Origin of the sequence: Streptococcus sp. HMSC072G04, from assembly GCF_001813295.1 — a bacterium.
Taxonomy (GTDB): domain Bacteria; phylum Bacillota; class Bacilli; order Lactobacillales; family Streptococcaceae; genus Streptococcus.
The window spans coordinates 212,605-239,560 of sequence record NZ_KV812036.1; the positions used below are offsets into that span (position 1 = coordinate 212,605).

The window sequence follows — 26,956 nt, forward strand, 5'->3', positions numbered from 1 at the left end:
GGAGAAATATAGATGGGAAATGGTATTACTTTGAACATAGTGCGTTAAAAGGTTTCCAAAAGATAGGTGATAAAAGATATTATTTCGATCCAGTTAATTCCGATATGAAAACGGGCTGGATATCTAAACAAGGATACCCTGGTCTAGAATGGTATTATTACGACCCAGAAAGTGGAGAAGGATTGTCAGGTTGGCAAACCATAGATGGAAAAACGTATTACTTTAACGAATTTGGTGAGGCATTTGCTGGTCAGGTTACGTTTCAAGATGGAAAAACTTATTATTTTGACCCAGCTAATTGTGATTTAAAGACGGGGTGGCTAGAATTAAATGGAAGAAAATATTATGCGGATCCTAACGATGGTGGTGCATTTGCATCAAATAAAACGTTAGTTATTGATGGTGTTTCTTATACATTTGGTATTGATGGTTCTGTTATCAATAATGAGCCTTAATTGATTAAAACCTCAAAAGTTGGATATTTCTAACTTTTGGGGTGTTTTTAATTATGATAATAACGAACCACCCTCGCTGTGGTTTGTTCTATACTAGACATACATCGAAGCGGAGCTAGAAAAGAAGTGAGGAGAGGAGGATGTCTGTGCTAAAAAAGGATTGATCTTTCTATTGATAGGAATGACTGTGTTAGTAGCTTGGCTTCTCTTTGTTCCGGATGAAAAACCAGCTCCAAATTTTTCATCTAAAAATAAAATTGAATTGCTGGCAAGAATACTTGATCATCGTAATGCCAATGCCATTAGAGTAGCTGGCTATGGGATTCCTTCAGACGTAGAGATCAGACGTGTGGGTGGCATAGACCAACTGGAAATGGATGGTGATTTGCAATGGATGGCACGAGTTCCTAGTCCAGATGATAATAAAATCTTGATTACCTCTTCAACGATCATTGAGGGTGAAAAAATAGATGTAGCCTTTTCATTAGATAAAGAGTGGGGATTACTACATGCTAGTTATTTCCATACGGAGAAAGATGGGCCCACTAACCGAGTTGAGGTCAGTGATTCTCAGCAAAAAGAGCTCCTAGAAAAAGTGCAGACAGAATTAAATCGCTTTGTTGAAAAAATGGAGCAAGAGCTAAAGCCGTAACTAGTTATGGATATCTTAAAAAGAATGAGGTTCCGTAGTCTTTGGGTAGAAGGAGCTTTCAAAATAGATCAAAAAAACCACCTTCGGGTGGCTTTTTTTCTATACTTGTTTTCACCATTTGGTCAAGGAGATTTCTCCGCTATTGAGCCAGATTTCTTCTTGATTGTCTAATTGGACCAAGAGTTGGCCGGTATCAGAGATATCTTTGGCGAGGCCCTGATAGGTCTGCTGGTTCTGCTCAAAAGTGACAGTTCGTCCTAGGACCAGGGAGCACTCTTTGTAGAGGTAGACCAGTTCATCGACATCTGTTTGGAAGAATTCCTTCCAGATCTCACTGATGAGGTCATTGCGGGTGATGGGACAAGGCCCTTCAAATAAAGACCCCGCCTTGCTTTGTAGCTCTTCTGGAAAAGTAGGGATGGCTAAATTGAGACCGACTCCGATAATGACATCTGTGACGAGACCAGTCTCAATAGACGTGATAGCTTCGGTTAAGATTCCCCCAATTTTTTTATGGCGGTAGTAAATATCATTGACCCACTTGATATCGATATCGATCAGGGTCAGGTTTTTAATAGCTTTATAGATGGCTCCAGCGACCATCAAGGTATAAGGAGGGAGCTCCGCAGGTGGCAGTTGAGGCTTGAGATGAAGGGACATGTAGATGCCCCCTTGATCGGGGCAATAGTAGTCACGACCAAAGCGGCCCTTTCCAGCGGATTGCGAATTGGCTAGGTAGAGGGCCTTGCCTTCTTGATGGGCTTCTATGCCTAATTTGGCATCCAATTGGGTGGAGCTACATTGTTCATTTAAGGAAACGGTCAATTGGGTATTTTTTGCGATCACTTCAGGTAGCAGAATATCGCCTGAGACCAGTTTGTAGCCCTTCTTTTTGAGGGATTCGATGATGACCCCATCTTTTTCTAGACGTTGGATGGCCTTCCAGATAGAGGTGCGGGAAACACCTAGTTCTTTTGCCAGCTGCTCCCCGTTGACATAATCATCTGCCTGAGAAAGGGTTTGAAAGAGGATTTCGTGTGTTTTCATAAGAACTCCTAACGACTGCTGTCTCGAATCGTCAGTTTGGTAGCTAATTTGACCATATAGGGAACACTTGGTTGAGTCCCTTGAAAGGTCTGCCGCAACATCTGAATGGCTTGCTTGCCCATTTCTTCCGTGTAGACGGTCACTGTGGAAAGGGCAGGAAAGACATACTTGGCTATGGAAGTATCATTGAAGGAAATGAGACTGACGCGATCAGGAACTGCGATTTGGTGCTCCTGAAGGGACCGCAGAGCCCCGACAGCCAAGGCATCACTGGCCATGAAAAAGGCAGTTGGCAAGTCGTCGCCCAATGCTTGAATCAGTTGCTCCATCAACTGATATCCCGACTCGGTCGAGAATTGCCCAACAGAGACAAAGCGCTCCTCATAAAGCCCTTTCTCCGTGAGATACTGTTGAAAGGTCCGTTGACGGGGATCCATCTGAAGTGGTGTCGCATCTGCTGTCTCTTCCTGCCCGACCAAGAGCCCGATCTCCTTGTGGCCATGCTCAAGGAAATGCTCGAGAGCGGTGATGACAGAATCTTCTAGATCGGTCGTCACACAGGAGTGGCCTAAATAGAGGGTATTGCTATCGACAAAAATAAGGGGTTTGCCGTAGCTTTCTAGATCTCGAATGGTTTTGGGACTGAATTTCCCAAGAGCGATGATGCCGTCTGCCTCTTGAATCAAGGACCAATCGTCATTATTGAAGATACGAAAGATCTCATAGCCTAATTGCTGGGCTTGTTTTTCTAACCCCATCCGAATGGCATAGTAGTAGAGGTCATCTAATTCTTCTTCACGCGTGTACCATTCAAAGATGACGATTTTATGAAAATCCTCAACTGGTTGAGGCGTTGTTTTGCGGCTTTTCTTTTGGTAATGCAGGTCCTCAGCGATGCGAAGAATCCGACTGCGCGTGTCTTCGCTGACCGATAAGGTCGCATCCTGGTTGAGGACGCGAGAGACCGTTGCCTGAGAAACGCCTGCTTTTTCCGCAATGTCTTTAATCGTTGCCATAGTTCATCCTTTATTGATTTCTACTTCCAGTATACTCTAAAAACTAGTAAAAAGAAATAAAATTTTACTAAATTTTATGTTTGTTGCGATATTGGCTAGGAGTCAGTTGGCTATAGGCCTTAAAAGCCTTTGAAAAATAAAGGGGGTCTGAAAAGCCAACCGAGTAAGCTACAATCTTAATGCTTTCGTCCGTATTGGTCAGTAACTGTTGGGCACGCTGCATGCGGACCGAGTACAAGAATTCCTTGGGAGAGATCTGGTGAAACTCCTTAAAGATAGTTGTCAGATAGGAGCGATGGACATTGAGGTCATCAGCGATCTCTTGAATACTTAGATGATCTTTATTGTAATGCGTCTCAATCACATGCTTGCAGGTCAGATAGAGCTGATAGGTGGGAGATGGATGGCTCCGATGGATATCGGGAGCCACTTCACTGATAAGAAATAGCAGTTCATAGATCTGTGAGAGTAGGTGGAGTTGGTAGTGAGAAGTCATTTTCGAAGCCTCTGCCTTGTGGACGAGTCGCTCCATAAACTGGCCGATCTTTTCTGTCTCCACCTCTGTTTTCTTCAGAAAACTTTTTTCATGCAGGGTTGAAAAACGCATGAAATCACTCACCTTGGTACCACTGATGCCAATCCAGTAGTAGGACCAAGGTTCTTCTTCATCTGCCTTGTAGTAGGTCACCTTATTTTTGGGGAGAAGGAAGAGATCCCCTGCTTCTAGGTGGATTTCTTTATTATTGAAGCGGAAGACACCTTTTCCCTTGGTGATATAATGCAGAACAAAATTATCCCGAACGCTAGGGCCAAATTCATAGTTTTTTGGGCAATCTTCGTAGCCATAAAAATCAAGGGCTAGGTCAATGGTATCGGTTTGGTATTCAGAAAAGACTAACATAGGGAAACCTCCTACCTAACATTTTACCATATATGTCCAACAAAATTCTATTTTAGTAAACGTTTACATTATGTAAAATAAAGACATGTTAAAAAAGAAAGTTATTGGAACTGAATTTAAAAATACATAGTGATATTTTATAGGATCCAATGGAGGAAGATATGCCAATTCGTATCGAACAAAATTTGTTCTATGTAGAAAGTAAGGGACTGAGCCTGATCCTTGAAAATCGAGATGGCTACCTGATGCTTAAGCATCTGGGGCGTCCGATCCCGTCTTATCATTTTTCCAATACCGTGCATGAGAAGGATCATGCTTTCTCTGGAAATCCAACACCTGACAATCGAACCTTCAGCTTGGATACCCAGCGTCAGATCCTAGGACAGCACGGGCTTGGAGATTTCCGAAAGCCGTCTATTCAAATCCAGCACGGCGCCACAGAGGTGACGGATTTCCTCTATGTCGGAGCCAATATCTACTCTGGCAGTGTCGAGGCAACTGGTCTTCCGAATCCACATACAGTAGATCAGGCTGAAACATTGGCCTTGATCTTTGAAGATGATCAAGCGGCCCTTCGTTTGACCCTCTATTACACGGCTTACGAGGATCGGGCAACCATCACCAGCTTTTCAAAGATTGAAAACTATAGTGATGAAACCGTCGTGATCCACAAGGCGCTCAGTGTGATGGCCGATGTCCCAGCAGATGACTATGATGTCATCACCCTTCAAGGGGCTTATGCGAGAGAAAAAACAGTCCGCCGTCAGCAAGTGGAGCAAGGAATCTTCTCCATCAGCTCCAACCGTGGTGCTTCTGGACACGCCCAGACTCCAGCCCTGATCCTTGCTGACCATGAAGTGACCGAAGATGCCGGTTCAGCCCTTGCCTTCCAACTGCTCTATAGTGGGAATTTTGAAGGATTTGTTCAAAAAAATCAACTCAATGAAGTTCGCGTTGGATTGGGAATCAATCCAGAAAACTTCTCCTGGGAGTTAGCGCCAAATCAGAGCTTTGATACACCGGTAGCCATGATTAGCTACTCCCATAAGGGATTGACTGGTCTCAGTCAAGAGAGTCAAGCATTTGTCCAAGACCATATCATTCCTAGCCCCCTTGCCCATAAAGAACGTCCAATTCTCATCAACAACTGGGAAGCAACCTACTTTGATTTTAAGAAAGAAAAATTATTGGAGCTAGCGGATGAGGCTCAAAAAGTGGGGATCGAACTCTTTGTTCTTGATGATGGCTGGTTTGGCAATCGCTATGATGATAATCGGGCCCTTGGTGACTGGACTGTCAATGAAGAAAAATTAGGAGGAAGCCTTGCAGAACTGATCCAAGGCATCCATGACAAGGGACTTCAATTTGGCCTTTGGGTGGAGCCAGAAATGATTTCTGTTGATAGCGACCTCTATCGGGCTCATCCGGACTGGGCTATTCAAGTCCCAGGCTACGAACACACCTATTCACGGAATCAACTGGTGCTCGATTTCTCCAATAAAGAAGTGGTTTCTTATATCAAGCAGGTCTTGGATGACTTACTTGGAAAGCATGAGATCGACTATATCAAATGGGATATGAACCGCAATATCACCAAACTTGGAAATGGGAAAACCTACCTCGAAACCAAGATGCAATCCCATGCTTATATCTTAGGTCTCTATGAAGTGGTTTCTTACTTGACAGAGAAGTACGAGAACATCCTCTTTGAGTCCTGCTCCGGAGGTGGTGGTCGCAATGACCTCGGTATGATGCGTTACTTCCCGCAGGTATGGGCGAGTGACAATACGGATGCCATTGCCAGACTTCCGATCCAGTACGGTTCTAGCTACCTCTATCCTACCATTTCTATGGGGGCTCACGTATCAGCTGTTCCAAATCATCAGATGGGACGGATGACACCGCTTGAAACGCGAGGTCATGTAGCCATGATGGGAAATTTGGGCTATGAATTGGATCTAACCAGTCTTCCGCAAGAAGAGTTGGATCGGATCGCAGCTCAAGTCGCTCATTACAAAACGATTCGACCACTTGTTCAATTCGGAAAACACTACCGCTTGATCAATCCAAGCCATGGTAGCAATCAAGCAGCCGTCCAGTTCACTTATCAAGACCGCACGGTTGTAACCTATGTACGGGTCTTATCAACGGTTGAGGAGATCGAGCCGACCCTATACCTCAAAGGATTGGAAGAAGATGCGCTCTATAGCCTAGAAGGGACGGACCAAGTCTATTCAGGAGCTGAGCTCATGTATGCCGGCTTAACCGTCGTTCTTCCTCAGGGAGATTTCCTCAGCAAACAATATGTTTTTGTCAAAAAATAAAAGGAGACAGCCAAATGAAATGGTATAAAAAAATCGGACTTCTTGCGACTACAGGCCTAGCCTTGTTTGGGCTCGGTGCTTGCTCCAACGATGGAAAATCTGCGGATGGCACAGTGACCATCGAGTATTTCAACCAGAAAAAAGAAATGACCAAAACCTTGGAAGAAATCGCGCGTGATTTTGAAAAGGAAAATCCAAAGATCAAGGTCAAAGTTGTCAATGTACCAAACGTTGGTGAGGTCTTGAAGACACGTGTCCTCGCAGGAGATGTGCCAGATGTGGTCAACATTTACCCACAGTCCATCGAATTGCAAGAATGGGCGAAAGCGGGTGTCTTCGAAGATCTAAGCAATAAAGATTATCTCAAACGCGTGAAAAACGGCTACGCTGAAAAATATGCCGTAAATGGAAAAGTCTACAACGTTCCTTTCACAGCCAATGCTTACGGAATCTACTACAACAAAGATAAATTCGAAGAATTGGGTTTGAAGGTTCCTGAAACCTGGGACGAATTTGAACAGTTGGTGAAAGACATCGTTGCCAAAGGACAAACTCCATTTGGGATTGCAGGAGCAGAAGCTTGGACCCTCAATGGTTACAATCAATTGGCCTTTGCGACAGCAGCAGGTGGAGGAAAAGAAGCCAACCAATACCTTCGTTATTCTCAGCCAAATTCCATTAAATTATCTGATCCGATTATGAAGGATGACATCAAGGTCATGGATATCCTTCACATTAAAGGTTCGAAGCAAAAGAATTGGGAAGGTGCAGGTTATACAGACGTTATCGGAGCCTTCGCGCGTGGAGATGTCCTCATGACACCAAATGGATCTTGGGCTATCACCGCGATCAATGAACAAAAACCGAAATTTAAGATTGGGACTTTCATGATTCCAGGGAAAGAAAAAGGACAAAGCTTAACCGTTGGTGCGGGAGACTTAGCATGGTCTATCTCAGCTACTACCAAACATCCAAAAGAAGCCAATGCCTTTGTGGAATACATGACCCGTCCAGAAGTCATGCAAAAGTACTATGATGTGGACGGATCTCCAACAGCGATCGAAGGGGTCAAACAAGCAGGAGAGGATTCACCGCTTGCTGGGATGACCAAATATGCCTTTACAGATCGTCACTTGGTGTGGTTGCAACAATACTGGACCAGTGAAGCAGACTTCCATACCTTGACGATGAACTATGTCTTGACAGGTGATAAACAAGGAATGGTCAATGATTTGAATGCCTTCTTTAACCCGATGAAAGCGGATGTGGATTAGGAGTAGAGAGACAATGAAAAAAGTATTACAAAAATATTGGGCATGGGCTTTTGTGGTCATTCCCCTCTTATTACAAGCAATTTTCTTCTATGTGCCAATGTTTCAAGGAGCCTTTTACAGTTTTACCAACTGGACAGGTTTGACCTATAACTACAAATTTGTTGGCTTGAACAACTTTAAGCTCCTCTTTATGGATCCAAAATTCATGAATGCGATTGGCTTTACTGCGATCATCACGATTGCTATGGTAGTTGGTGAGATTGCCCTTGGGATCTTCATTGCGCGTGTCTTGAACTCTAAAATCAAAGGCCAAACCTTCTTCCGTGCTTGGTTCTTCTTCCCAGCTGTGTTGTCTGGTTTGACAGTGGCGTTGATCTTCAAACAAGTCTTCAACTACGGTCTACCAGCGATTGGGAATGCCCTTCATATTGAGTTTCTTCAAACTAGTCTTTTAGGGACTAAGTGGGGAGCTATCTTTGCGGCTGTCTTTGTCCTTCTTTGGCAAGGAGTAGCTATGCCTATCATTATCTTCTTGGCTGGTCTGCAATCCATTCCAACCGAGATTACAGAAGCAGCAAGAATTGATGGAGCGACTAGCAAGCAAGTCTTCTGGAATATTGAATTGCCTTACTTGCTACCAAGTGTCTCTATGGTCTTTATCCTAGCCCTAAAAGGTGGGCTTACCGCCTTTGACCAAGTCTTTGCCATGACTGGTGGTGGTCCAAACAATGCCACAACCTCACTTGGGCTCTTGGTTTATAACTACGCCTTTAAAAACAACCAATTCGGTTATGCCAATGCCATTGCCGTAATCTTGTTCTTCTTGATTGTAGTGATTTCGATCATCCAATTGAGAGTATCTAAGAAATTTGAAATTTAAGAGGAGAAGCACGATGAAACAAGATGAAAGAAAAGCCTTGATTGGCAAATATATTCTATTGATTCTAGGATCGGTTCTGATTTTAGTGCCACTCCTTGCCACCCTCTTTAGTTCCTTCAAACCCACCAAAGATATTGTAGATAATTTCTTTGGTTTCCCGACGAATTTCACATGGGACAACTTTAGCCGTCTCTTGGCTGATGGAATCGGAGGCTATTATTGGAACTCTGTCGTCATCACTGTCTTGTCTTTACTTGCAGTAATGATCTTTATCCCCATGGCAGCCTACTCCATCGCTCGCAATATGAGTAAGAGAAAAGCTTTTACCATCATGTACACCCTCTTGATCCTTGGGATCTTTGTACCTTTCCAAGTCATCATGATTCCGATTACGGTTATGATGAGTAAACTCGGTTTGGCTAATACCTTTGGTTTGATCTTGCTCTACTTGACCTATGCGATCCCACAGACCCTCTTTCTCTATGTCGGCTATATCAAAATCTCTATCCCAGAAAGTCTGGATGAAGCAGCAGAGATCGATGGTGCTAATAAGTTTACAACTTATTTCCGTATCATCTTCCCAATGATGAAACCCATGCATGCGACAACCATGATCATCAATGCCCTTTGGTTCTGGAATGACTTCATGTTGCCACTCCTTGTCTTGAACCGGGATTCCAAAATGTGGACCTTGCCTTTGTTCCAATACAACTATGCAGGCCAATATTTCAACGACTACGGACCAAGCTTTGCTTCCTACGTTGTCGGCATTATCAGTATCACCATTGTCTATCTCTTCTTCCAACGCCATATCATCGCAGGAATGAGCAACGGCGCAGTGAAATAAGAAATAAGATACAAAGGGACGATTCAGCTTGCTGAAAATTTCTGCAGTACCCTAAGGCATCCACATCCGTAGACTACTGAAGTAGCAACGGCTGAGGAAATATAGGAAATTGACGTAGTGTGCTTGCACACAAGGAGATTTATCTTTTTTCCTAAGAAATTAGTCCCGTGTTCAATTAAGATACAAAGGGACGATTCAGCTTGCTGATTTAAATCGTATCCTAGGAAGTAATTCTAAAATAGAAAAACTCAAGAAAGCCAGGTCTCTTAAGACTTGGCTTTCAAAAAAGAAAAGGAGACCATTATGCCAATTCAAAACAAAACCATGTTAATTACTTACTCAGATAGCTTAGGAAATAACCTTAAGGATCTCTATGAAAATCTGGAGAAACATTTTGGGGATGCAGTAGGTGGGGTTCACCTCTTGCCATTTTTCCCATCAACTGGTGACCGTGGCTTTGCGCCTGTAGACTATGACCAAGTGGATCCAGCCTTTGGGGATTGGGAAGATGTTAAACGCTTGGGCGACAAGTACTATCTTATGTTTGACTTTATGATCAATCACATTTCTCGTCAATCTAAATACTACAAAGATTATCAAGAGAAGCATGACCAAAGTGCTTACAAGGATCTTTTCCTAAACTGGGACAAGTTCTGGCCGGAGAATCGTCCAACTCAAGCGGATGTGGACTTGATTTATAAGCGCAAAGATCGAGCTCCCAAGCAAGAAATTACCTTTGCGGATGGAACAACTGAGCATCTCTGGAATACTTTCGGGGAAGAGCAGATTGACCTAGACGTGACCAAGGACGTGACCATGGACTTTATTCGCAAGACCATCGAACACCTGGCGAGCAATGGCTGTGACCTCATTCGTTTGGACGCCTTTGCCTATGCAGTGAAGAAATTGGACACCAATGATTTCTTCGTGGAGCCAGACATTTGGGATTTGTTGGATAAGGTGCGCGATATGGCGGCAGGCTACGGTGCTGAGCTTCTTCCAGAGATTCATGAGCACTATTCCATCCAGTTTAAGATTGCCGATCACGACTATTATGTCTATGACTTCGCACTTCCAATGGTAACCCTCTATACCCTCTATAGTTCAAAAGTGGAGCGTCTTGCCAAGTGGTTGAAGATGAGTCCGATGAAGCAATTCACGACGCTCGATACCCATGATGGGATTGGGGTGGTCGATGTCAAGGATATCTTGACAGATGAAGAGATTGACTATGCTTCAAATGAGCTCTATAAGGTAGGAGCAAATGTTAAACGCAAATATTCAACAGCAGAGTACAACAACTTGGATATCTACCAAATCAATTCGACCTACTATTCAGCGCTTGGAGATGACGATCGCAAGTACTTCCTAGCCCGTTTAATTCAAGCTTTTGCACCAGGTATTCCACAAGTTTATTATGTTGGATTCCTAGCTGGGAAGAATGATTTGGAACTTTTAGAAAATACCAAAGAAGGCCGCAATATCAACCGTCATTACTACAGCAATGAAGAAATTGCGCAAGAAGTGGAGCGACCAGTCGTGCAATCCCTTCTCAAGCTCTTTAGTTTCCGGAACAACTCGCAAGCTTTTGACTTAGAAGGAAGCATTGAGGTGGAAACACCAGATGAACATACCATTGTCATCACCCGTCAAAATAAAGACCAAACTGTCACAGCAGTAGCTCGAATCGATCTTGCTGAGGGCACTTACCAAGTGACAGAAAATGGTCAAGATATTGTGTTTTAAAAACCATACGAGAAAACAAAGGGATAAGTGAAAAACGCTTATCCTTTTTTAAAACAATCGCATGTAACCGTTTACAAAACTATAAAACAATGGTACAATATCTATTGAAAGAAAGGAGGTCGCTTTATGAAAAAAATCATTTATCCATCTGCGGCCCTATTAACGGCTTTTGCTCTATTATCCGTCCAAACAGCAAAAGCAGACACAGCTCAAGCGTCGGATCAAGCTAATGAACCGGCAGCAACAGTAGAAGAGGTGGTGGCTTCTCCAACGCCAGAAACCACTACAGAAAATCAGGGAGAAGTGGCCGAAACGCCGACTTCAACAGACCGTGCTGCTGTCCCTGCAGCCTCCCCAACGGTAACCTCGACAGAGACGGCATCTCCTGAAGTAGAAAAACTGATTGAAAACATGCCACTCAAACAAAAAGTGACGCAAATGATCATGCCGGACTTCCGTAAGTGGCAGGAGGCTAATCAGGAGTCGCCACAGGATCTCACCAAGGTCAATGCGGAAGTAGCAGATGCGATCGATAAATATGATTTTGGAGGCGTCATTCTTTTTGCTGAAAACGTGAAAGAAACCAAGCAAACCCTGACTCTGACGCAAGATATGCAAAAGGCGGCGATCGAAAACAAGGCCAATAACGGGAAGATTCCGCTATTGTTAGCCATCGACCAAGAAGGGGGGATCGTCTACCGCTTGGGTACGGGTACTGCCCTTCCTGGCAATATGGCCATTGGGGCTACCAATGATCCCAAACTAGCGAAAGAAGCCGGTCAAATCATCGGACGTGAACTTTCTGCACTAGGCTTGAATGTGGACTTCGCTCCGGTTTTGGATACCAATAATAATCCTCAAAACCCTGTGATTGGGCTTCGTTCCTTCTCATCTGACCCAAACCGAGTTGCTTACTTGGGTATTCCGATGATGAAAGGCATTCAGGACTACAATGTGGCTGTAGCAGCCAAGCATTTCCCAGGTCATGGAGATACAGCGGTCGATTCCCATACAGGTCTGCCATTGGTGGATAAATCACTTGCCGAGCTTGAAAAATTAGAACTCCTTCCATTCAAAAAAGCTATGGATGAAGGGGTCGACCTCTTGATGACGGCTCATATCCAATACCCGCAGATTGAAAAAGATCAGGTCGTTTCAAAAGAAACAGGCGAGAAGATTTATGTTCCAGCGACTCTTTCTGATGATATTTTAACGGGCTTGGTAAGGAAGAAATACGGCTATAAGGGCGTGATTGTCTCCGATGCCATGGGGATGGATGCCATCGCCAAGAACTTCGGTGAGGTGGAAGCTGTGAAAATGGCCATCAAAGCAGGAGTTGACCTGGTCTTGATGCCAACGACCCTTCGCAGTAAAGCCGATTTGAGCAAGATTGATACCATTGTCGATGCAGTGGTAGATGCCGTGAAAACCGGTGACATTTCAGAAGAACGCTTAAATGAGTCGGTTCGCCGGATTCTGACCCTCAAAGAAAAACGTGGGGTCTTGAATTTTGATCCAAGTGCTCGGACGGCTGAAAAAGCAGAAGAAGCAGTCGGATCAACCCTCAACCGTGACTTGGAACGCAAGATTGCAGCAGCAGCGGTGACGGTTGTAAAAAATGAAGACAATACCTTGCCATTTAAGGTACAAACAGGAGACCATGTCTTACTCTTAGGAGCTTTTGAAAACGAAGTTCCTGGACTCGATTTGGGGATGCGTCGCTTAATCGCGGATGGAGTGCTTCCAAAAGACACCTCCTTTGTGGCCAAGAACTTCACTAAAGAATCTACCCTTGATAGTCTAAAAGAAGACCTCGAAAAAGCCACCCATATCGTAGTGATTTCAGAGATCGGTTATGAAGGGCAACTGGATAAAGATTTCTGGCGGACCAAGATCCCAACAGAAATCGTCAATTATGCCAATACCAACCATAAGAAGGCAGCTGTCCTTTCTATCTCTAAACCTTATGATGTAGCCAACTATCCAGCAGCCAAAGCCATTCTAGCAGTCTATGGAAATAAGGGAATGGATCCAACGGAATCCCTCAAACCAGACAATGCATTTGGTCCTAATATTCCTGCAGGAGTGGAAGTCATCTTCAATGGCAAGGAACATCTAGGTACCTTACCGGTGGATATTCCAAAAATTGTAGACGGAAAAATGTCGGAAACAGAGTACGCCTACCGCATTGGTCATGGACTCTTCTATCCTGCACCTGCTCCATTGCCAACACCAGAAACCCAAGTTCCAACTTCACCAGTTCAAGATCCAACCCATCAGACACAACCAGTAGAGGTTGGTCACACTGGAACACAGGTTCTTGTTAGCAAGCAAGAAAAAGCTAGCACTCTTGATCGTCCACAAGTTACTCCGATCGCTGTGAAACAAGCCACTGATCAGGCTCCTGTCAGCGTGTCAGCCAATCCTGCATCATCTGTATTGCCAAAAACCGGACAAACAGAAAATCTCCTAGCCCTCATGGGTGTCAGCCTCTTAACCTTCCTTGGATCTTTTGTCTATCCAAGAAAGAAACACTAAGGAATGAAGAATCTCAATTGGGTCATCTCTCAATTGAGATTTTTTAGTAAAGTTTTACTAAAATTAACTCGAACAATACCAAGTTAGCTGAAAATAAAATATGGTTAAAAACCTATATTGTAGGCTTTTTAAATATAAAATAAAAATTAAATAAAATTTTACTAAAAATACTTGAAGTTTTACTTCTGATCAGATATAATACAAGTATAAAAACGTTTACAAAACTAAAGGAGTTTCTCATGACGACAACAATCACATCTCAAGATTTACAAGCAAAATTCCAGGCTGTCTTTGGGGAAAAGGCTGACCACACTTTCTTTTCACCAGGACGGATCAATCTGATCGGTGAACACACGGACTATAACGGAGGCCATGTTTTCCCAGCAGCCATCACACTTGGTACCTACGGAGCTGCAAGAAAGCGTGAGGATAAGGTCTTGCGTTTCTTCTCAGGGAACTTTGAAGACAAGGGGATCATTGAAGTCCCACTTGAAAACCTCCACTTTGAAAAAGAGCACAACTGGACCAACTATCCAAAAGGCGTGCTCCACTTCTTGCAAGAAGCGGGTCATGTCATTGATAGCGGCATGGACGTCTATGTCTACGGCAATATTCCAAATGGATCAGGCCTTTCTTCTTCAGCTTCCCTTGAGCTCTTGATTGGCGTCATCGCTGAGAAACTATATGATCTTCAGTTAGATCGTCTAGATCTGGTCAAGATCGGGAAACAAACCGAAAATCACTTCATCGGAGTTAACTCTGGGATCATGGACCAATTTGCCATCGGTATGGGGGCTGATCAACGGGCTATTTATCTCGATACCAACACCCTAGAGTATGATCTGGTACCGCTGGACCTCAAAGACAATGTCGTAGTCATCATGAATACCAACAAACGCCGGGAATTAGCGGATTCAAAATACAATGAACGTCGTTCAGAATGTGAAACAGCCGTCTCTGAACTCCAAGAAAAATTGGATATCCAAACCTTAGGGGAATTGGACCTCTGGGCTTTTGATGCCTACAGCTATTTAATCAAGGATGAAAATCGCATCAAACGGGCTCGTCATGCTGTACTTGAAAACCAACGGACCCTCCAAGCACGCAAGGCACTTGAAGCAGGTGATTTGGAAGGCTTTGGCCGTCTCATGAATGCTTCCCACGTATCCTTGGAGCATGACTACGAAGTGACAGGTCTAGAATTGGATACCTTGGTGCATACAGCCTGGGAACAAGAAGGCGTCTTGGGCGCTCGTATGACAGGAGCAGGCTTTGGTGGTTGCGCCATTGCCCTCGTAAACAAAGATAAGGTTGAAGCCTTTAAAGAAGCTGTCGGCAAACGTTATGAAGAAGTCGTTGGCTATGCGCCTAGCTTTTATATTGCAGAAGTTGCGGCAGGGACACGAGTTTTAGACTAGGTGATAATAATGGAAGCTGTAATATTTGATTTAGATGGCTTATTAGCCGATACTGAAATCATTTCTCTAAAAGTTTATCAAGAATTGCTTAGAGATTTTGGAATTCCTTTCACAGAAGAAACTTATTCTAGAGACTACAGTGGACATAGGGAAGAGGAGAATGTTCAACGATTTTTGGATACCTATGATTTACCATGGAACTTTGACCAAACCTTGGCTAGAGTTTATGAACTAGAAGGTCGAATCTTAGCCCAAGGTGTTCATTTAAAAAAAGGTGCTAAAAATTTGCTTACTTTTTTGAAAACAGAGGGCATTCCAATCGCCCTAGCAACTTCAAGTGTTGAATCTCGAGCTAGAATGATCTTGGATAGCAATGGGGTACTGTGCCTATTTGACCATTTAGTTTTTGCAAAAGATGTCAAACGAAGTAAACCTTACCCAGATATATTTTTAAAAGCTTGTAGTGATTTGAATGCTTTACCAGAGAATTGCTTAGTGCTAGAGGATAGTGAAGCAGGGATTGAAGCAGCCTATCGGGCTGGAATCCCAGTCATATGTGTTCCAGATTTAAAAGTACCAGCACAGTCTTTCTTAACTAAAGCAGAACAAGTTTTCCAGGATTTGGATGCTGTCAGAGACTATTTAAAACGTAAGAAGGAGAATCAATGAATCAGGGAATTTTAGACGCATTTGTCACAGCCGTCATTGCGGCGAGTGACTACGAAGAGATGGATCGGATTTATCTAAAAAATCGCATCATGAGTTGCGTTGGAGAAGAAGGGCTAGACGCCCCAACTCAAAAAGAAGACTTGATTGCGCTCAAAGATCAGCTGCTAGAGATCGCTGTTGCAAATAGCAAGATCCAGGACAGTATGGCCGCAAAAGACAGTCTGGGTGCGGAGTTGATGGATTGGATCACCCCTAGCCCTAGTCAGGTCAACCATCGCTTTTGGGAGACCTACCGTCAGTCCAAAGAAGACGCGATTGCAGATTTCTATGCCCTCTCTAAGCGCAATGATTACATCAAGGTCAAAGCCATTGCGCAAAACATTGCCTTTGAGACACAAACTCCCTACGGTTCTCTTGAAATCACCATTAATCTATCAAAACCTGAAAAAGATCCTAAAGACATTGCAGCGGCCAAGCTTGCCAAAGCCAGTCATTATCCAGCCTGCCAATTGTGCTTTGAAAATGAAGGCTATCAAGGTCGCCTAGACCATCCAGCTCGGGCCAATCATCGGATTATCCGCTTTGACATGGACGGTCATGACTGGGGCTTTCAGTATTCCCCTTATGCCTACTTCAATGAACACTGCATTTTCCTCGATAGCCAGCATGTTCCCATGGCCATTAGCCGCAAGACCTTTGAGCGACTCTTGACCATTGTCGAGACTTTTCCAGGCTATTTTGCAGGGTCTAATGCAGACCTGCCCATTGTAGGGGGATCCATCCTGACTCATGACCATTACCAAGGCGGACGCCACACCTTCCCTATGGAGTTAGCTCCTGTAGAGGAAAGTTTCACCATTGAGGGATTTGAAGCTGTATCGGTAGGAATTGTTAACTGGCCCATGTCAGTTCTTCGTTTGAATTCAGATGACAAGGCGCAATTGATTGCCCTGGCAGACCATATCCTCACAGCCTGGCGAGGCTACTCGGATCCAGCCGTTCAAGTCTTAGCAGCATCCGATGGTCAGCCCCACCATACCATTACCCCCATTGCACGGATTCGCGATGGGCATTATGAACTGGACTTGGTGCTCCGTGACAACCAAACCTCACCAGAGCATCCAGATGGTATCTATCACCCACATGCGGATGTGCAACACATCAAAAAAGAAAATATCGGCCTGATCGAAGTCATGGGCTTGGCCATTTTGCCACCTCGCCTCAAGGAAGAGCTCAAGCAGGTTCAAGAATATTTGCTTGGACGTGAGAGCACAGTGGCAACCTACCACCAGGCTTGGGCAGATGATTTGAAAGCCACTCACCCAGCTATTACAGACGAAGCAGAGGCAGAGGCCCTTGTCCGTGAATCAGTCGGTCAGATCTTTGCGCGCGTGCTGGAAGATGCTGGAGTCTACAAGCGAACAGTAGAAGGACAAGCTGCCTTTAGACGCTTTGTTGCGACACTTTAAGTGTGGAGAAGCGGCAGAAATTTGGTACAATAAGAGAGAAGACAAGAAGCGAAAGGAAAACAAATGGCAATACTCGTACTCGGAGGAGCTGGCTATATCGGTTCCCACATGGTGGACCGCTTGGTCAATGAAGGACAGGAAAAAGTCGTCGTGGTTGATAGTCTGGTCACAGGCCACCGTGCAGCGATGCATCCAGATGCCGTCTTTTACCAAGGAGACCTGGCGGATCAAGACTTTATGCGCACTGTTTTTAAGGAACATGCCGATATCGATGCGGTCATCCACTTTGCGGCCTACTCACTGGTCGCTGAGTCCATGGCAGATCCATTGAAATATTTTGACAATAATACAGCAGGCATGGTCAAACTCTTGGAAGTCATGCATGAATGTGGGGTGCACTACATCGTCTTTTCTTCAACTGCTGCTACCTACGGCATTCCAGAAGAAATTCCGATTCTTGAAACCACTCCGCAAAAACCGATCAACCCTTATGGTGAAAGCAAGCTCATGATGGAAACCATCATGCGTTGGGCCGATCAAGCCTACGGGATCAAGTATGTGCCCCTTCGTTACTTTAATGTAGCGGGTGCCAAGCCAGATGGATCCATCGGAGAAGACCATGGACCAGAGACCCATCTCTTGCCGATCGTCTTGCAAGTGGCCCAAGGCAAACGCGAAAAGATCTCTATTTTTGGAGATGACTACCAGACACCAGATGGCACCAATGTTCGGGACTATGTCCATCCATTTGACTTGGCAGATGCCCATCTTTTAGCGGTTGAGTATCTGCGTAATGGGAATGAATCGACTGCCTTTAACCTGGGCTCGTCGACCGGGTTCTCCAATCTTCAAATCGTTGAAGCGGCCCGCAAGGTGACAGGACATCCGATCCCACTTGAGCTGGCTGATCGCAGACCAGGAGATCCAGATACCCTGATCGCATCCTCTGAGAAGGCGCGTGCCATTCTCGGTTGGCAACCAAAATTTGACAATATCGAAACCATTATCCAAACAGCCTGGGCTTGGCATTCCAGCCACCCAGATGGCTACAATGATCGATAAGGAGGGACTGCGAACATCATTTTTGAGACTTTTTTAATAACATCTAAAACGACAGTTGATCTTGCCAAATGACTCGTTTCAGACGTCAGTCATTTCCTTAACCATCATAAAAAAGTGAGGTATTCAAAATGAATAAAACCACAAAAATGTTAGCCGTCTTCTTGACAGCGGGTCTTCTTTTAGCTGGTTGCGCACAAAAAGAGAGTACAAAATCTACTAGTCCATCGTCTACTAAAGCGGCTAGTAAAGCAACAAGCAAATCATCCGCTAAAGAAAAGACAAAAGAGTCATCAACTGATGAAAGCAAAAAAGAAGATGCACTAGCAGGTGCACAAAAAACCGTTCTCGAAACGAGTGATGAAGCAGGTAAGTCAACTATCACCTTGTATTACAAGGGAGATACCTTGTTATTACAAGAAAAAGTTGATGATTACGACGTCTCAAAAGTGCCTGGTGAGAACCCTCTTGAAACCATGAAAGAAGCCGTCGCAAAAAGCCAAGAAAAATTCAAAGATCTGATGGGCCATGGATTTGAATTAACATCAGAATACAAAGACGGAATCTTTTATATCCGCAATACCATTGATTACACAAAAATCGATTTTAATAAATTAAAAGAAATCGTCCCAGGCTTTAATCCCCTAGATGACAAAACAGTTAGTTATTCAGTAACGAAAGACAGTCTTATCAAGGGCGGTATGGTCGAAAAATAAACCAAATGGAGAGCAGCTCAGTTTGCTGCTCTTTTTTGTTTTAGTATGAATTCATGGGTATATTTTGGTAGAATAGGATTTAAACAAAAGTGAAATAGATGAACACGTCATTATGATAGCAGGAGCATAGGGTGAATATTCTTAAAAAAATTGAAGATAAAACACATCAAAATGAGGACTTAATAAATAATATAGATTTAAATCCTGTAGTCTCCTATCATATTATTAAAGAAATTGTTAACCGTAAGATCAATGATATTACCGTTATTGATAAATTAATAGAAATTTCTGTCAGACTGTCTGTCAATGATTCAGTTTTAGGTCAAATTTGTTTAGGTCATATGTCTTTAGCTGCATTAAGAAAATTAGGAATTGACGTAAGGAAAGTTGATAATCATTCAGCTATTTCTGATTACGATTGGGAATTAGTTGATAAATTTTATCACGAAAATGGATGGTAAGGGAATAGATTATTTCAAGTAACAGGGAATAATACAATTAAATGTATTTTAAATTGAAAGAATGCAGAAGCCACAGAGGTAAAAATGATGAAAAGAACGTATTCCATAGTCGCTTTAGGAAATGAGCGAACAGATCAGATGATGATCTTGAAGTTTACTGATCAAAAATTTCAATCTCTATCAAGTTTTTTAAATTCTGAAGTTCATAATTTTTACTCGGATGTTCGCGAAGCTTTGGAGACTGTCATTTCTGGAAATATGGAAGAGTACGCTTTCGATGGTAATTTATTGGGAATCGAAGTTGGAAAAGAAATAACAGAAGTTTACTTCCAATTTGAGGAAGAACTTTTAGGTGAACCTTGCTTTATCTCAACTGATGAACTATATAAATTAGTGATTGAGTGGAAAGAAATGGAAGAAAGAATGAAAAGAGGGGAAGACATTTTTCCAGTGACTTTAGAGGATTGATGTTGAAATAATTCCCCAAATAATGGAGAAGTGATGAACAATAAAGAAGTAAAAGATTTGTTTTATAAAGTCCCTGAAGGGGTTGATTATGCAGATATATTGGAAGATGTTGATCTAGAGGATGTTCCTGAAGAAACGATTCAAAAGTTGACTTCATTATTGGATAGTGATGATGACTATTTACGTTATCAAGCCTCTAGATTGTTGACCATTTGGGGAATCAGAGAAGGCTTTGATGTCTTGACTCAGATGTTCAGTCAAGGGCAATTAGAGTGGATGATTTCGCATCGTCTGTATGGTTATGATGATACCAATCGGATTTTTCTATATGATATCGTAAATTATTGGGCGAGCCGGTATGATTTGGGCGAAGAGAAGATAGCTAGAGGGGAAATTTTTCCTTATGTTTGTAAAATCATCGAACAGGCTGAGACTGGATATTATGATATTTCAAAAATATATCGACTGGTTAGCGAGGAACATTATACGGAATACATCCCCTACTTGAAACACTTCCTTTCAACCATTATGGAAAAACCTGAGGATAATTATTGGCGAATTCATGATACCTTGAAGCTATTCCTCAAGGTAGAGCCTGATTATGTGACACAGTTATTAAAAGAAAAGCAAAAATCATTGGGAGATTTTGGAATCGAGGATAAAGGTGAAAGACATTAAATTTTATAAAGTAAATGATGATTATGGTTTTATGTCCAATTTTGCTCCCTACCCTTTTTCAGATGGTAGCAGAATCTGGCCAACATCAGAGCATTATTTTCAAGCACAAAAGTTTTTAGTGCCCCAAATTCAAGAGAAAATTCGTCAGATAGCATCTCCAATGGATGCTGCCTTAGAGGGACGCAATCGTCAAAATCCCTTGAGACCAGATTGGGAAGAGATCAAAGATGAGGTGATGCTTCAGGCCCTTCGGATGAAATTTAGCCAAAATCCCGAAATTGCTAAAGAATTGCTGGCGACAGGAGATGCCATCATCATCGAACATACGCGAAACGACGCCTACTGGGCTGATGGGGGAGATGGCTCTGGGAAGAACAAGCTAGGCCTTTTCTTAATGCAAGTGCGGGAAGAGTTGAAAAACCTCACCCTATAACCCTCTCCTCTAGCTATTCCACCTATTTCATGCTAGAATAAAGAAAAACACATTTGGAGGCATTATGAATCAGACAGTGACTTATTTGCAGGAATTGACATCCATTCCTTCCCCGACCGGTTTTACACGTGAGATCGCAGACTACTTAGTCAAAACCATTAAAGGCTTTGGGTACGAAGTAACTCGGACTGCTAAGGGTGGGGTGAATGTGATCGTCCCTGGTTTGATCACAGACAAACAACGCTACGTCACAGCCCATGTGGATACCTTGGGGGCTATTGTCCGCGCGGTGAAAGCAGATGGTCGCCTTAAGCTGGACCGTATCGGTGTTTTCCCATGGAATATGATTGAAGGGGAAAATTGTACGGTCCATGTAGCCAATACCGGAAAGACCCATTCTGGGACGATTTTGGTCCATCAGACTTCTTGCCATGTCTACAAGGATGCAGGGACTGTCGAGCGGACCCAGGACAATATGGAAGTCCGTCTGGATGAAAAAGTGACCAATGAAAAAGAAACCCGTGCCCTTGGCATTGAAGTTGGGGACTTTGTCAGCTTTGATCCCCGGACCATTGTGACAGATACTGGCTTTATCAAATCTCGCCACTTAGATGACAAGGTGAGTGCGGCGATTCTCTTGAATCTTCTGCGTGTGTATAAGGAAGAACAGATCCAATTGCCAGTAACGACCACCTTTGCCTTTTCAGTCTTTGAAGAAGTGGGGCATGGGGCTAATTCAAGTATTCCGGCTGAAGTGGTCGAATACTTGGCAGTGGACATGGGAGCTATGGGAGACGACCAAGCTACGGATGAATACACGGTATCCATCTGTGTCAAAGACGCTTCAGGACCGTATCACTACGAGTTCCGTCAGCATTTGGTAGCTCTTGCAAAAGCTCAAGAAATCCCTTATAAGTTGGATATCTATCCTTTCTATGGATCAGATGCATCTGCAGCCATGAGCGCAGGAGCAGAAGTCAAACATGCTCTTCTTGGAGCAGGGATCGAATCTAGCCACTCATATGAGCGGACTCACTTGGATTCTGTAGTCGCAACAGAGCGCATGGTCGATGCCTACCTCAAGAGCGACTTGGTAGATTAAAAATTGGAACTACTCTCCGGAGTAGTTTTTTCATAAACTAAAATTTTCTGAAAATTCCTTTTCTTCTGAAAATCTTTGTGGTATAATCTTAAAATAAACTTAAAATTTCTTAAGGAGTTTTACATGAAAAAAAGAAATGTCATTGCACTTGCGGGAGTTGCCCTCCTTTCAGCAGGTATCCTAGCAGCTTGTTCGGGTGGTTCTAAATCATCTAGCTCAAGCAACGGTCAAAAATTCTCATATGTCTATGAGACTGAGCCAGAAAACCTAAACTATATCACATCTGGTAAAGCAGCAACCCACGATATCACAGGAAACTTGATTGATGGTTTGTTTGAAAATGACAAATACGGTAACTTAATTCCATCTCTTGCAAAAGATTGGACAGTTTCGCAAGATGGCTTGACTTATACTTATAAACTTCGTGACGATGCTAAATGGTATGATTCAGAAGGCGAAGAGTATGCGGATGTAACAGCTAAAGATTTCGTCACAGGGATCAAATATGCGGCTGATAACAAATCAGAAATGCTCTACATCATCCAGGATTCTATCAAAGGCTTGAATGACTACGTCAGTGGTAAAAATAAAGATTTCTCAGCTGTAGGAGTAAAAGCAGTTGATGATCATACCCTTCAAATCACTTTGAACCAACCAGAATCTTACTGGAACTCTAAATTGACTCTTGGGATCACTTTCCCTGTCAACGAAAAATTCGTGAAATCAAAAGGGGATAAATTCGCTCAAGCAAGTGACACTAGCTCCCTTCTTTACAATGGTCCTTACATCTTGAAGAGCTTTACTTCAAAATCTTCTATCGAAATGACCAAGAATGAAAACTACTGGGATAAAGACAAGGTCTACATCTCAGATGTGAAATTGGAATTCTACGATGGACAAGACCAAAGTAAATTGGCTAAATCATTCGGTGAAAATGCTCTTAGCTTGGCCAAACTCTTCCCAACTGGATCTGGTTACTCAGAGCAAGCCAAAGAATTCAAAGACGAAATCACCTACACTCCTCAAGATGCCGCTTCTTATGTTATTGGTACCAACATCGACCGTCAATCTTACAAACACACTGCTAAGAAGACCGATGAAGAAAAACAATCTACTAAGAAAGCTCTCTTGAACAAGGACTTCCGTCAAGCGATCAGCTTTGCCTTCAACCGTGAAGCGTATGCTGCTCAATTGAACGGAAAAGACGGAGCAAGCAAGATCATCCGTAACCTCTACATTCCACCAACATTTGTCCAAGCTAATGGTAAGACCTTTGGTGAAATGGTGAAAACTCAATTGGATACCTACGGAGATGAGTGGAAATCTACTAAACTAGACGATGGTCAAAATGGTCTCTTCGATGCTAAGAAAGCGAAGGAAGAGTTTGCAAAAGCGAAGACTGCCTTGGAAGCAGAAGGTGTGAAATTCCCAATTCACATCGATATGCCTGTAGACCAAACCACACCATCAAGAGTTCAACGGGTACAATCCTTCAAACAATCTGTTGAAGAAGCACTTGGTAAAGAAAATATCGTCATCGATATCCAAATGCTTTCTAAGGAAGACCTTCAAAATGTGACCCTCTTTGCGCCAAATGCGGCTGGCGAAGACTGGGATCTCTCTGATAATGTTGGATGGAGCCCTGACTACCAAGACCCATCAACTTACATGGATATCTTGAAAGCTTCATCTGGTGAAAATACTAAGACTTTCCTTGGATTTGACCCAAGTGAAAACAATGAAGCAGCTAAAAAAGTTGGTCTGTACGACTTTGAAAAGATGATCAAAGATGCTGGTGCAGAAACACAAGACGTCAACAAACGCTACGAAAAATATGCGGCAGCGCAAGCTTGGTTGACTGATAGCGCCCTTGTTATGCCAACTTCTTCATCAACTGGACGTCCATTCTTGACACGTATCGAACCATTCTCAGCTCCATTTGCATGGACTGGTGGTAAAGGAAAAGACCACGTGATCTACAAAGGAATGAAACTCCAAGATAAAGCTGTGACAACTGCTGACTACAACAAAGCCCTTGAAAAATGGCAAAAAGAACAAGCAGAGTCAAACAAAAAAGCACAAGAAGATCTTAAGAAACATGTCAAATAAGAATGGATAACCGAGGCTGATGCCTCGGTTTTTTTGTGGGATTGTTTGAGTATCTATTTGATCTAAAAACGCTTACATAGTATAATAGGAGTGTTGATTACAAAAAGTGAGGAGATTGACATGAAAAAGAAAACAATGGTTTCCATTGTCGCATCAAGTTTATTGATCGCACCGATGGTCTTGCATCAAGTAGCAGCAGCAGACGAGCAAACGGAAGAACTAGCTCCATCAACAGAAGTGGTCCATGCTCCAGCTACTGAAGCAAGACCGAAAACAAGTGACGCAAGTGCTGTCACTAGTGAAGAAGGAGCGAGCTTGAGTGATGCATCGCTGGATCGGACGGCAGGTGCCAATCAAGTAGCGCCTGATACAGAAGAACACACAAGACAAAGTGAGCCTACGGTTCCAGTAGCAAGTCCAGCAGCAACCAACAGGGAAGCTGCACCTCAATCTGCTCCCAGTTCAGAAGCTCCGGCAACAAGTAATGATTTAGCAAAGGTTACAGGTAGCACCCTTGCAGCGGATCAGGCCTCTAAAGAGTTGACGGTCCAAGATGCTGTTAATGGCTTGCTTCAATGGGCAGCGACAGATCCTAGCCAATTGGGCCAAAGCCAAGCAGATCGCGAACGCTTTGCCAAAAGTTTAGGCTTGATTGAAAAATCAGAAGATCTGACTCGTAAGGTCAGTCAGCCAGAATTGGCCAAGATGTATGAAACAGCTAAGAAACTCTACGATGCCTACCGGGCTGAAAAGAAAAGCCCGCTCTTTTTAAATGGTCGTGCCCAGCCGATTTTCCCTTATACGACGGGAGAAAAAGAAAACCAAGACTACAAATATGAGGACAGCCAAATTGTGCGCTTCCCAGTCTATGTCGAAACGGACTATGACACCGATGCAGATGGCAAGCCTGACTTAGTCAAAGCCATTGTTCAATTACCAAAAGCTGTAGCGAAAGGTGATTTTAAGGCATCCACTATTCTGGAAGCGCGCCCTTACGTAGCGGGGACGCTCGATGAAAACTACGTGACCCTTGAAAGTTTGGGGCTTCCAACAGACGGTAGCTACGACATGAAGAAACTGCACAGCCAACCTGCAAAGAGACAGCCAGTAAGCAGTGAAACAACAGTAGAAGCAGCGAAAAAAGCCAAGGCATCGGATTGGTATTACTACAGTCCCTACGAGTATATCTATGACTACGAAGATCTGAACTGGTACGACTATTTCTTGGTCAGGGGCTATGCCTTTATCTCCAGCGCTGGACTTGGTACCAAGGGATCAGAAGGATTTAACACGACGGGGTCTGATCTCGAAATCAATGCCTTTAAGAATATCATCGAATGGGTTAATGGCAAACGCAAGGCCTACACCGATAAGACTAGCAATGTTGAAATCAAGGCAGACTGGGCAACAGGCAATGTCGCTATGACAGGTCTCTCCTGGGCTGGAACCACGACCTTTGGTGTGGCAGCGACAGGCGTAGAAGGCCTAAAGACCATCGTTCCGGCAGCAGGAATCGCCTCATGGTATGATTATTTCAATAGCCAAGGTACCCAGTTTGGTAATGCACCTTATAGTGACCTTTCATGGCTCTCCCTTTACGTTAGCACACGGATGCTGGACCAAGACGACTGGGCAGGTATTTGGCAAAACTATTCTAACTACATCAACCAACTGAACAAGGACCAGTACGCCCATGATCGTAACTACAGCGATGTCTGGAAGGAGCGGGATTATACCCTTCATCCAGAAAATCTCAAGACCAGCGCCCTGATCGTCCATGGCTTGAATGATGACAATGTTAAGACCAAACACTTTGAACTCATGTACGATGCCCTCAAGAAAGCAGGACAAGATGTCAAGCTCTATCTCCACCAAGGAGATCACGTCTATCCAGCGGCTATGTCACGGGGATACGGCATCACTGCCAATGGTCAGGACTTTTATGACCTGCTCAATACCTGGCTGACCCATTACCTCTACGGTGTGGACAATCACGTCGAAAGTTTGCCAGCGGTTCTAGCTCAAAACAACTATGATCCAAGTAAGTGGACCAGCTATGATAACTGGAAGAGCAGTCAACGTCTCTTCTTGAATGCAAGCTCGAAACGCCTAGAAGAAACCATTTCTAGTGACTATGCGGCTGCAGGTGTTGAGATCGCTAACCGTAATGAAACAGTCAGCAAAGCCTCTTCTAAGGCCAATCTGACCTTTGTTTCTGATGTTTCTGAGGACACTACGATCAAGGGCCACATCCCCGTTCATTTCAAGGCAGCTCTTGCCAAAGGTCAAGGAAAGAATTTCCAAATTAACGCCCTCTTGGTAGATGTGGCAGATGAGGACTTTGACGTGGTGGGAAATGGTAGCGTCAAGCAAGATAAAACAGCAGACGGTTTCTGGATGGGAAGCAATTTAAGCAACCTATCTGTTGCCGAATACGAAACCATCAAGACCAAGTACAAGGTGATCGCGAAAGGCTGGATCAACCTTGCGAACCCTGAGTCTGGCTACGATTCAGCAAGCTCTCGCGCAAGCATCGAGCCAAAGGTTGGGGAATACCACGATTACACGGTTTATCTCCAACCAAATCTCTATACGGTTAAGAAAGGTCACAAGTTAGCTCTAGTCTTTAACACCTATGACCCGTCTGATTTAACGGTGGAGCATCCTTATGAAGTGACCTTCAAGACAGATTCT

General features: G+C 43.6%; 23 protein-coding genes. 20 read left to right on the top strand and 3 right to left on the bottom strand.

Features of this window, described 5'->3' with window-relative positions; translation table 11 throughout:
- Both HMPREF2904_RS08955 and HMPREF2904_RS08960 read left to right on the top strand, forming a co-directional pair.
- Positions 1–455, top strand: a 455-nt coding sequence (locus HMPREF2904_RS08955; RefSeq protein WP_371106550.1) for an N-acetylmuramoyl-L-alanine amidase family protein, incomplete at its 5' end; no start/stop codon positions are given.
- Between the two features lie 181 nt (positions 456–636).
- Positions 637–1,107 carry a hypothetical protein gene (locus HMPREF2904_RS08960; protein ID WP_070662209.1) on the top strand — a complete coding sequence of 157 codons (471 nt, stop codon included), beginning with the start codon at positions 637–639 and terminating at the stop codon, positions 1,105–1,107.
- A gap of 111 nt (positions 1,108–1,218) precedes the next feature.
- On the opposite strand, the gene birA is transcribed toward HMPREF2904_RS08960, so the two are convergent.
- The 3 genes from birA to HMPREF2904_RS08975 all read right to left on the bottom strand — a co-directional run bounded on the left by birA (position 1,219) and on the right by HMPREF2904_RS08975 (position 4,071).
- Positions 1,219–2,154 (bottom strand): bifunctional biotin--[acetyl-CoA-carboxylase] ligase/biotin operon repressor BirA, encoded by a 936-nt coding sequence (birA, locus tag HMPREF2904_RS08965; protein WP_070662082.1) that lies wholly within the window; start codon positions 2,152–2,154, stop codon positions 1,219–1,221.
- 8 nt (positions 2,155–2,162) lie between these two features.
- The gene (locus HMPREF2904_RS08970; protein WP_070662085.1) at positions 2,163–3,170 is read right to left on the bottom strand and encodes a LacI family DNA-binding transcriptional regulator; all 1,008 of its coding nucleotides are present in this window, start codon (positions 3,168–3,170) and stop codon (positions 2,163–2,165) included.
- 67 nt (positions 3,171–3,237) lie between these two features.
- Positions 3,238–4,071 (bottom strand): AraC family transcriptional regulator, encoded by an 834-nt coding sequence (locus HMPREF2904_RS08975; protein ID WP_070662088.1) that lies wholly within the window; start codon positions 4,069–4,071, stop codon positions 3,238–3,240.
- A gap of 161 nt (positions 4,072–4,232) precedes the next feature.
- On the opposite strand from HMPREF2904_RS08975, the gene HMPREF2904_RS08980 reads away from it, so the two are divergent.
- The 18 genes from HMPREF2904_RS08980 to HMPREF2904_RS09065 all read left to right on the top strand — a co-directional run.
- Entirely contained in the window at positions 4,233–6,395 is a 2,163-nt protein-coding gene (locus HMPREF2904_RS08980) for an alpha-galactosidase (protein WP_070662091.1), read from the top strand.
- 14 nt (positions 6,396–6,409) lie between these two features.
- Entirely contained in the window at positions 6,410–7,669 is a 1,260-nt protein-coding gene (locus HMPREF2904_RS08985) for an extracellular solute-binding protein (RefSeq protein ID WP_070662093.1), read from the top strand.
- A gap of 13 nt (positions 7,670–7,682) precedes the next feature.
- The gene (locus HMPREF2904_RS08990) at positions 7,683–8,549 is read left to right on the top strand and encodes a carbohydrate ABC transporter permease (RefSeq protein WP_000757161.1); all 867 of its coding nucleotides are present in this window, start codon (positions 7,683–7,685) and stop codon (positions 8,547–8,549) included.
- Between the two features lie 13 nt (positions 8,550–8,562).
- Positions 8,563–9,396: a carbohydrate ABC transporter permease gene (locus HMPREF2904_RS08995; RefSeq protein WP_021153463.1), complete on the top strand. Its 834-nt coding sequence runs from the start codon at positions 8,563–8,565 to the stop codon at positions 9,394–9,396.
- A gap of 303 nt (positions 9,397–9,699) precedes the next feature.
- Positions 9,700–11,142, top strand: a complete 1,443-nt coding sequence (gtfA, locus tag HMPREF2904_RS09000) for a sucrose phosphorylase (protein ID WP_070662096.1) — start codon at positions 9,700–9,702, stop codon at positions 11,140–11,142.
- A 126-nt stretch (positions 11,143–11,268) separates the two neighbouring features.
- On the top strand, positions 11,269–13,680 hold the full coding sequence (locus HMPREF2904_RS09005; RefSeq protein WP_070662099.1) for a glycoside hydrolase family 3 N-terminal domain-containing protein: 2,412 nt from the start codon (positions 11,269–11,271) through the stop codon (positions 13,678–13,680).
- A 239-nt stretch (positions 13,681–13,919) separates the two neighbouring features.
- A complete protein-coding gene (locus tag HMPREF2904_RS09010; protein ID WP_371106551.1) occupies positions 13,920–15,098 on the top strand; it encodes a galactokinase in 1,179 nt (392 codons plus the stop codon).
- 9 nt (positions 15,099–15,107) lie between these two features.
- Positions 15,108–15,767 carry an HAD family hydrolase gene (locus tag HMPREF2904_RS09015; RefSeq protein ID WP_070662102.1) on the top strand — a complete coding sequence of 220 codons (660 nt, stop codon included), beginning with the start codon at positions 15,108–15,110 and terminating at the stop codon, positions 15,765–15,767.
- Entirely contained in the window at positions 15,764–17,236 is a 1,473-nt protein-coding gene (gene galT / locus HMPREF2904_RS09020) for a UDP-glucose--hexose-1-phosphate uridylyltransferase (protein ID WP_070662105.1), read from the top strand. The genes HMPREF2904_RS09015 and galT overlap by 4 nt, the downstream gene beginning before the upstream one ends.
- Positions 17,237–17,299: 63 nt before the next feature.
- Complete coding sequence (gene galE, locus HMPREF2904_RS09025; RefSeq protein WP_070662108.1) at positions 17,300–18,298, top strand: UDP-glucose 4-epimerase GalE; 999 nt, start codon at positions 17,300–17,302, stop codon at positions 18,296–18,298.
- A gap of 128 nt (positions 18,299–18,426) precedes the next feature.
- Positions 18,427–19,011 (top strand): DUF1307 domain-containing protein, encoded by a 585-nt coding sequence (locus HMPREF2904_RS09030; RefSeq protein ID WP_070662112.1) that lies wholly within the window; start codon positions 18,427–18,429, stop codon positions 19,009–19,011.
- Between the two features lie 131 nt (positions 19,012–19,142).
- Positions 19,143–19,472 carry a hypothetical protein gene (locus tag HMPREF2904_RS09035; RefSeq protein ID WP_070662115.1) on the top strand — a complete coding sequence of 110 codons (330 nt, stop codon included), beginning with the start codon at positions 19,143–19,145 and terminating at the stop codon, positions 19,470–19,472.
- 84 nt (positions 19,473–19,556) lie between these two features.
- On the top strand, positions 19,557–19,940 hold the full coding sequence (locus tag HMPREF2904_RS09040; protein WP_070662118.1) for a hypothetical protein: 384 nt from the start codon (positions 19,557–19,559) through the stop codon (positions 19,938–19,940).
- Between the two features lie 33 nt (positions 19,941–19,973).
- Positions 19,974–20,618: a hypothetical protein gene (locus HMPREF2904_RS09045; RefSeq protein WP_070662121.1), complete on the top strand. Its 645-nt coding sequence runs from the start codon at positions 19,974–19,976 to the stop codon at positions 20,616–20,618.
- Positions 20,605–21,051 carry an NADAR family protein gene (locus HMPREF2904_RS09050; RefSeq protein ID WP_070662124.1) on the top strand — a complete coding sequence of 149 codons (447 nt, stop codon included), beginning with the start codon at positions 20,605–20,607 and terminating at the stop codon, positions 21,049–21,051. The genes HMPREF2904_RS09045 and HMPREF2904_RS09050 overlap by 14 nt, the downstream gene beginning before the upstream one ends.
- Positions 21,052–21,115: 64 nt before the next feature.
- Entirely contained in the window at positions 21,116–22,153 is a 1,038-nt protein-coding gene (locus tag HMPREF2904_RS09055) for a M42 family metallopeptidase (protein ID WP_070662127.1), read from the top strand.
- A gap of 123 nt (positions 22,154–22,276) precedes the next feature.
- A complete protein-coding gene (locus tag HMPREF2904_RS09060; RefSeq protein ID WP_023918412.1) occupies positions 22,277–24,262 on the top strand; it encodes a peptide ABC transporter substrate-binding protein in 1,986 nt (661 codons plus the stop codon).
- A 120-nt stretch (positions 24,263–24,382) separates the two neighbouring features.
- Positions 24,383–26,956, top strand: a 2,574-nt coding sequence (locus tag HMPREF2904_RS09065; RefSeq protein WP_070662130.1) for a CocE/NonD family hydrolase, incomplete at its 3' end; no start/stop codon positions are given.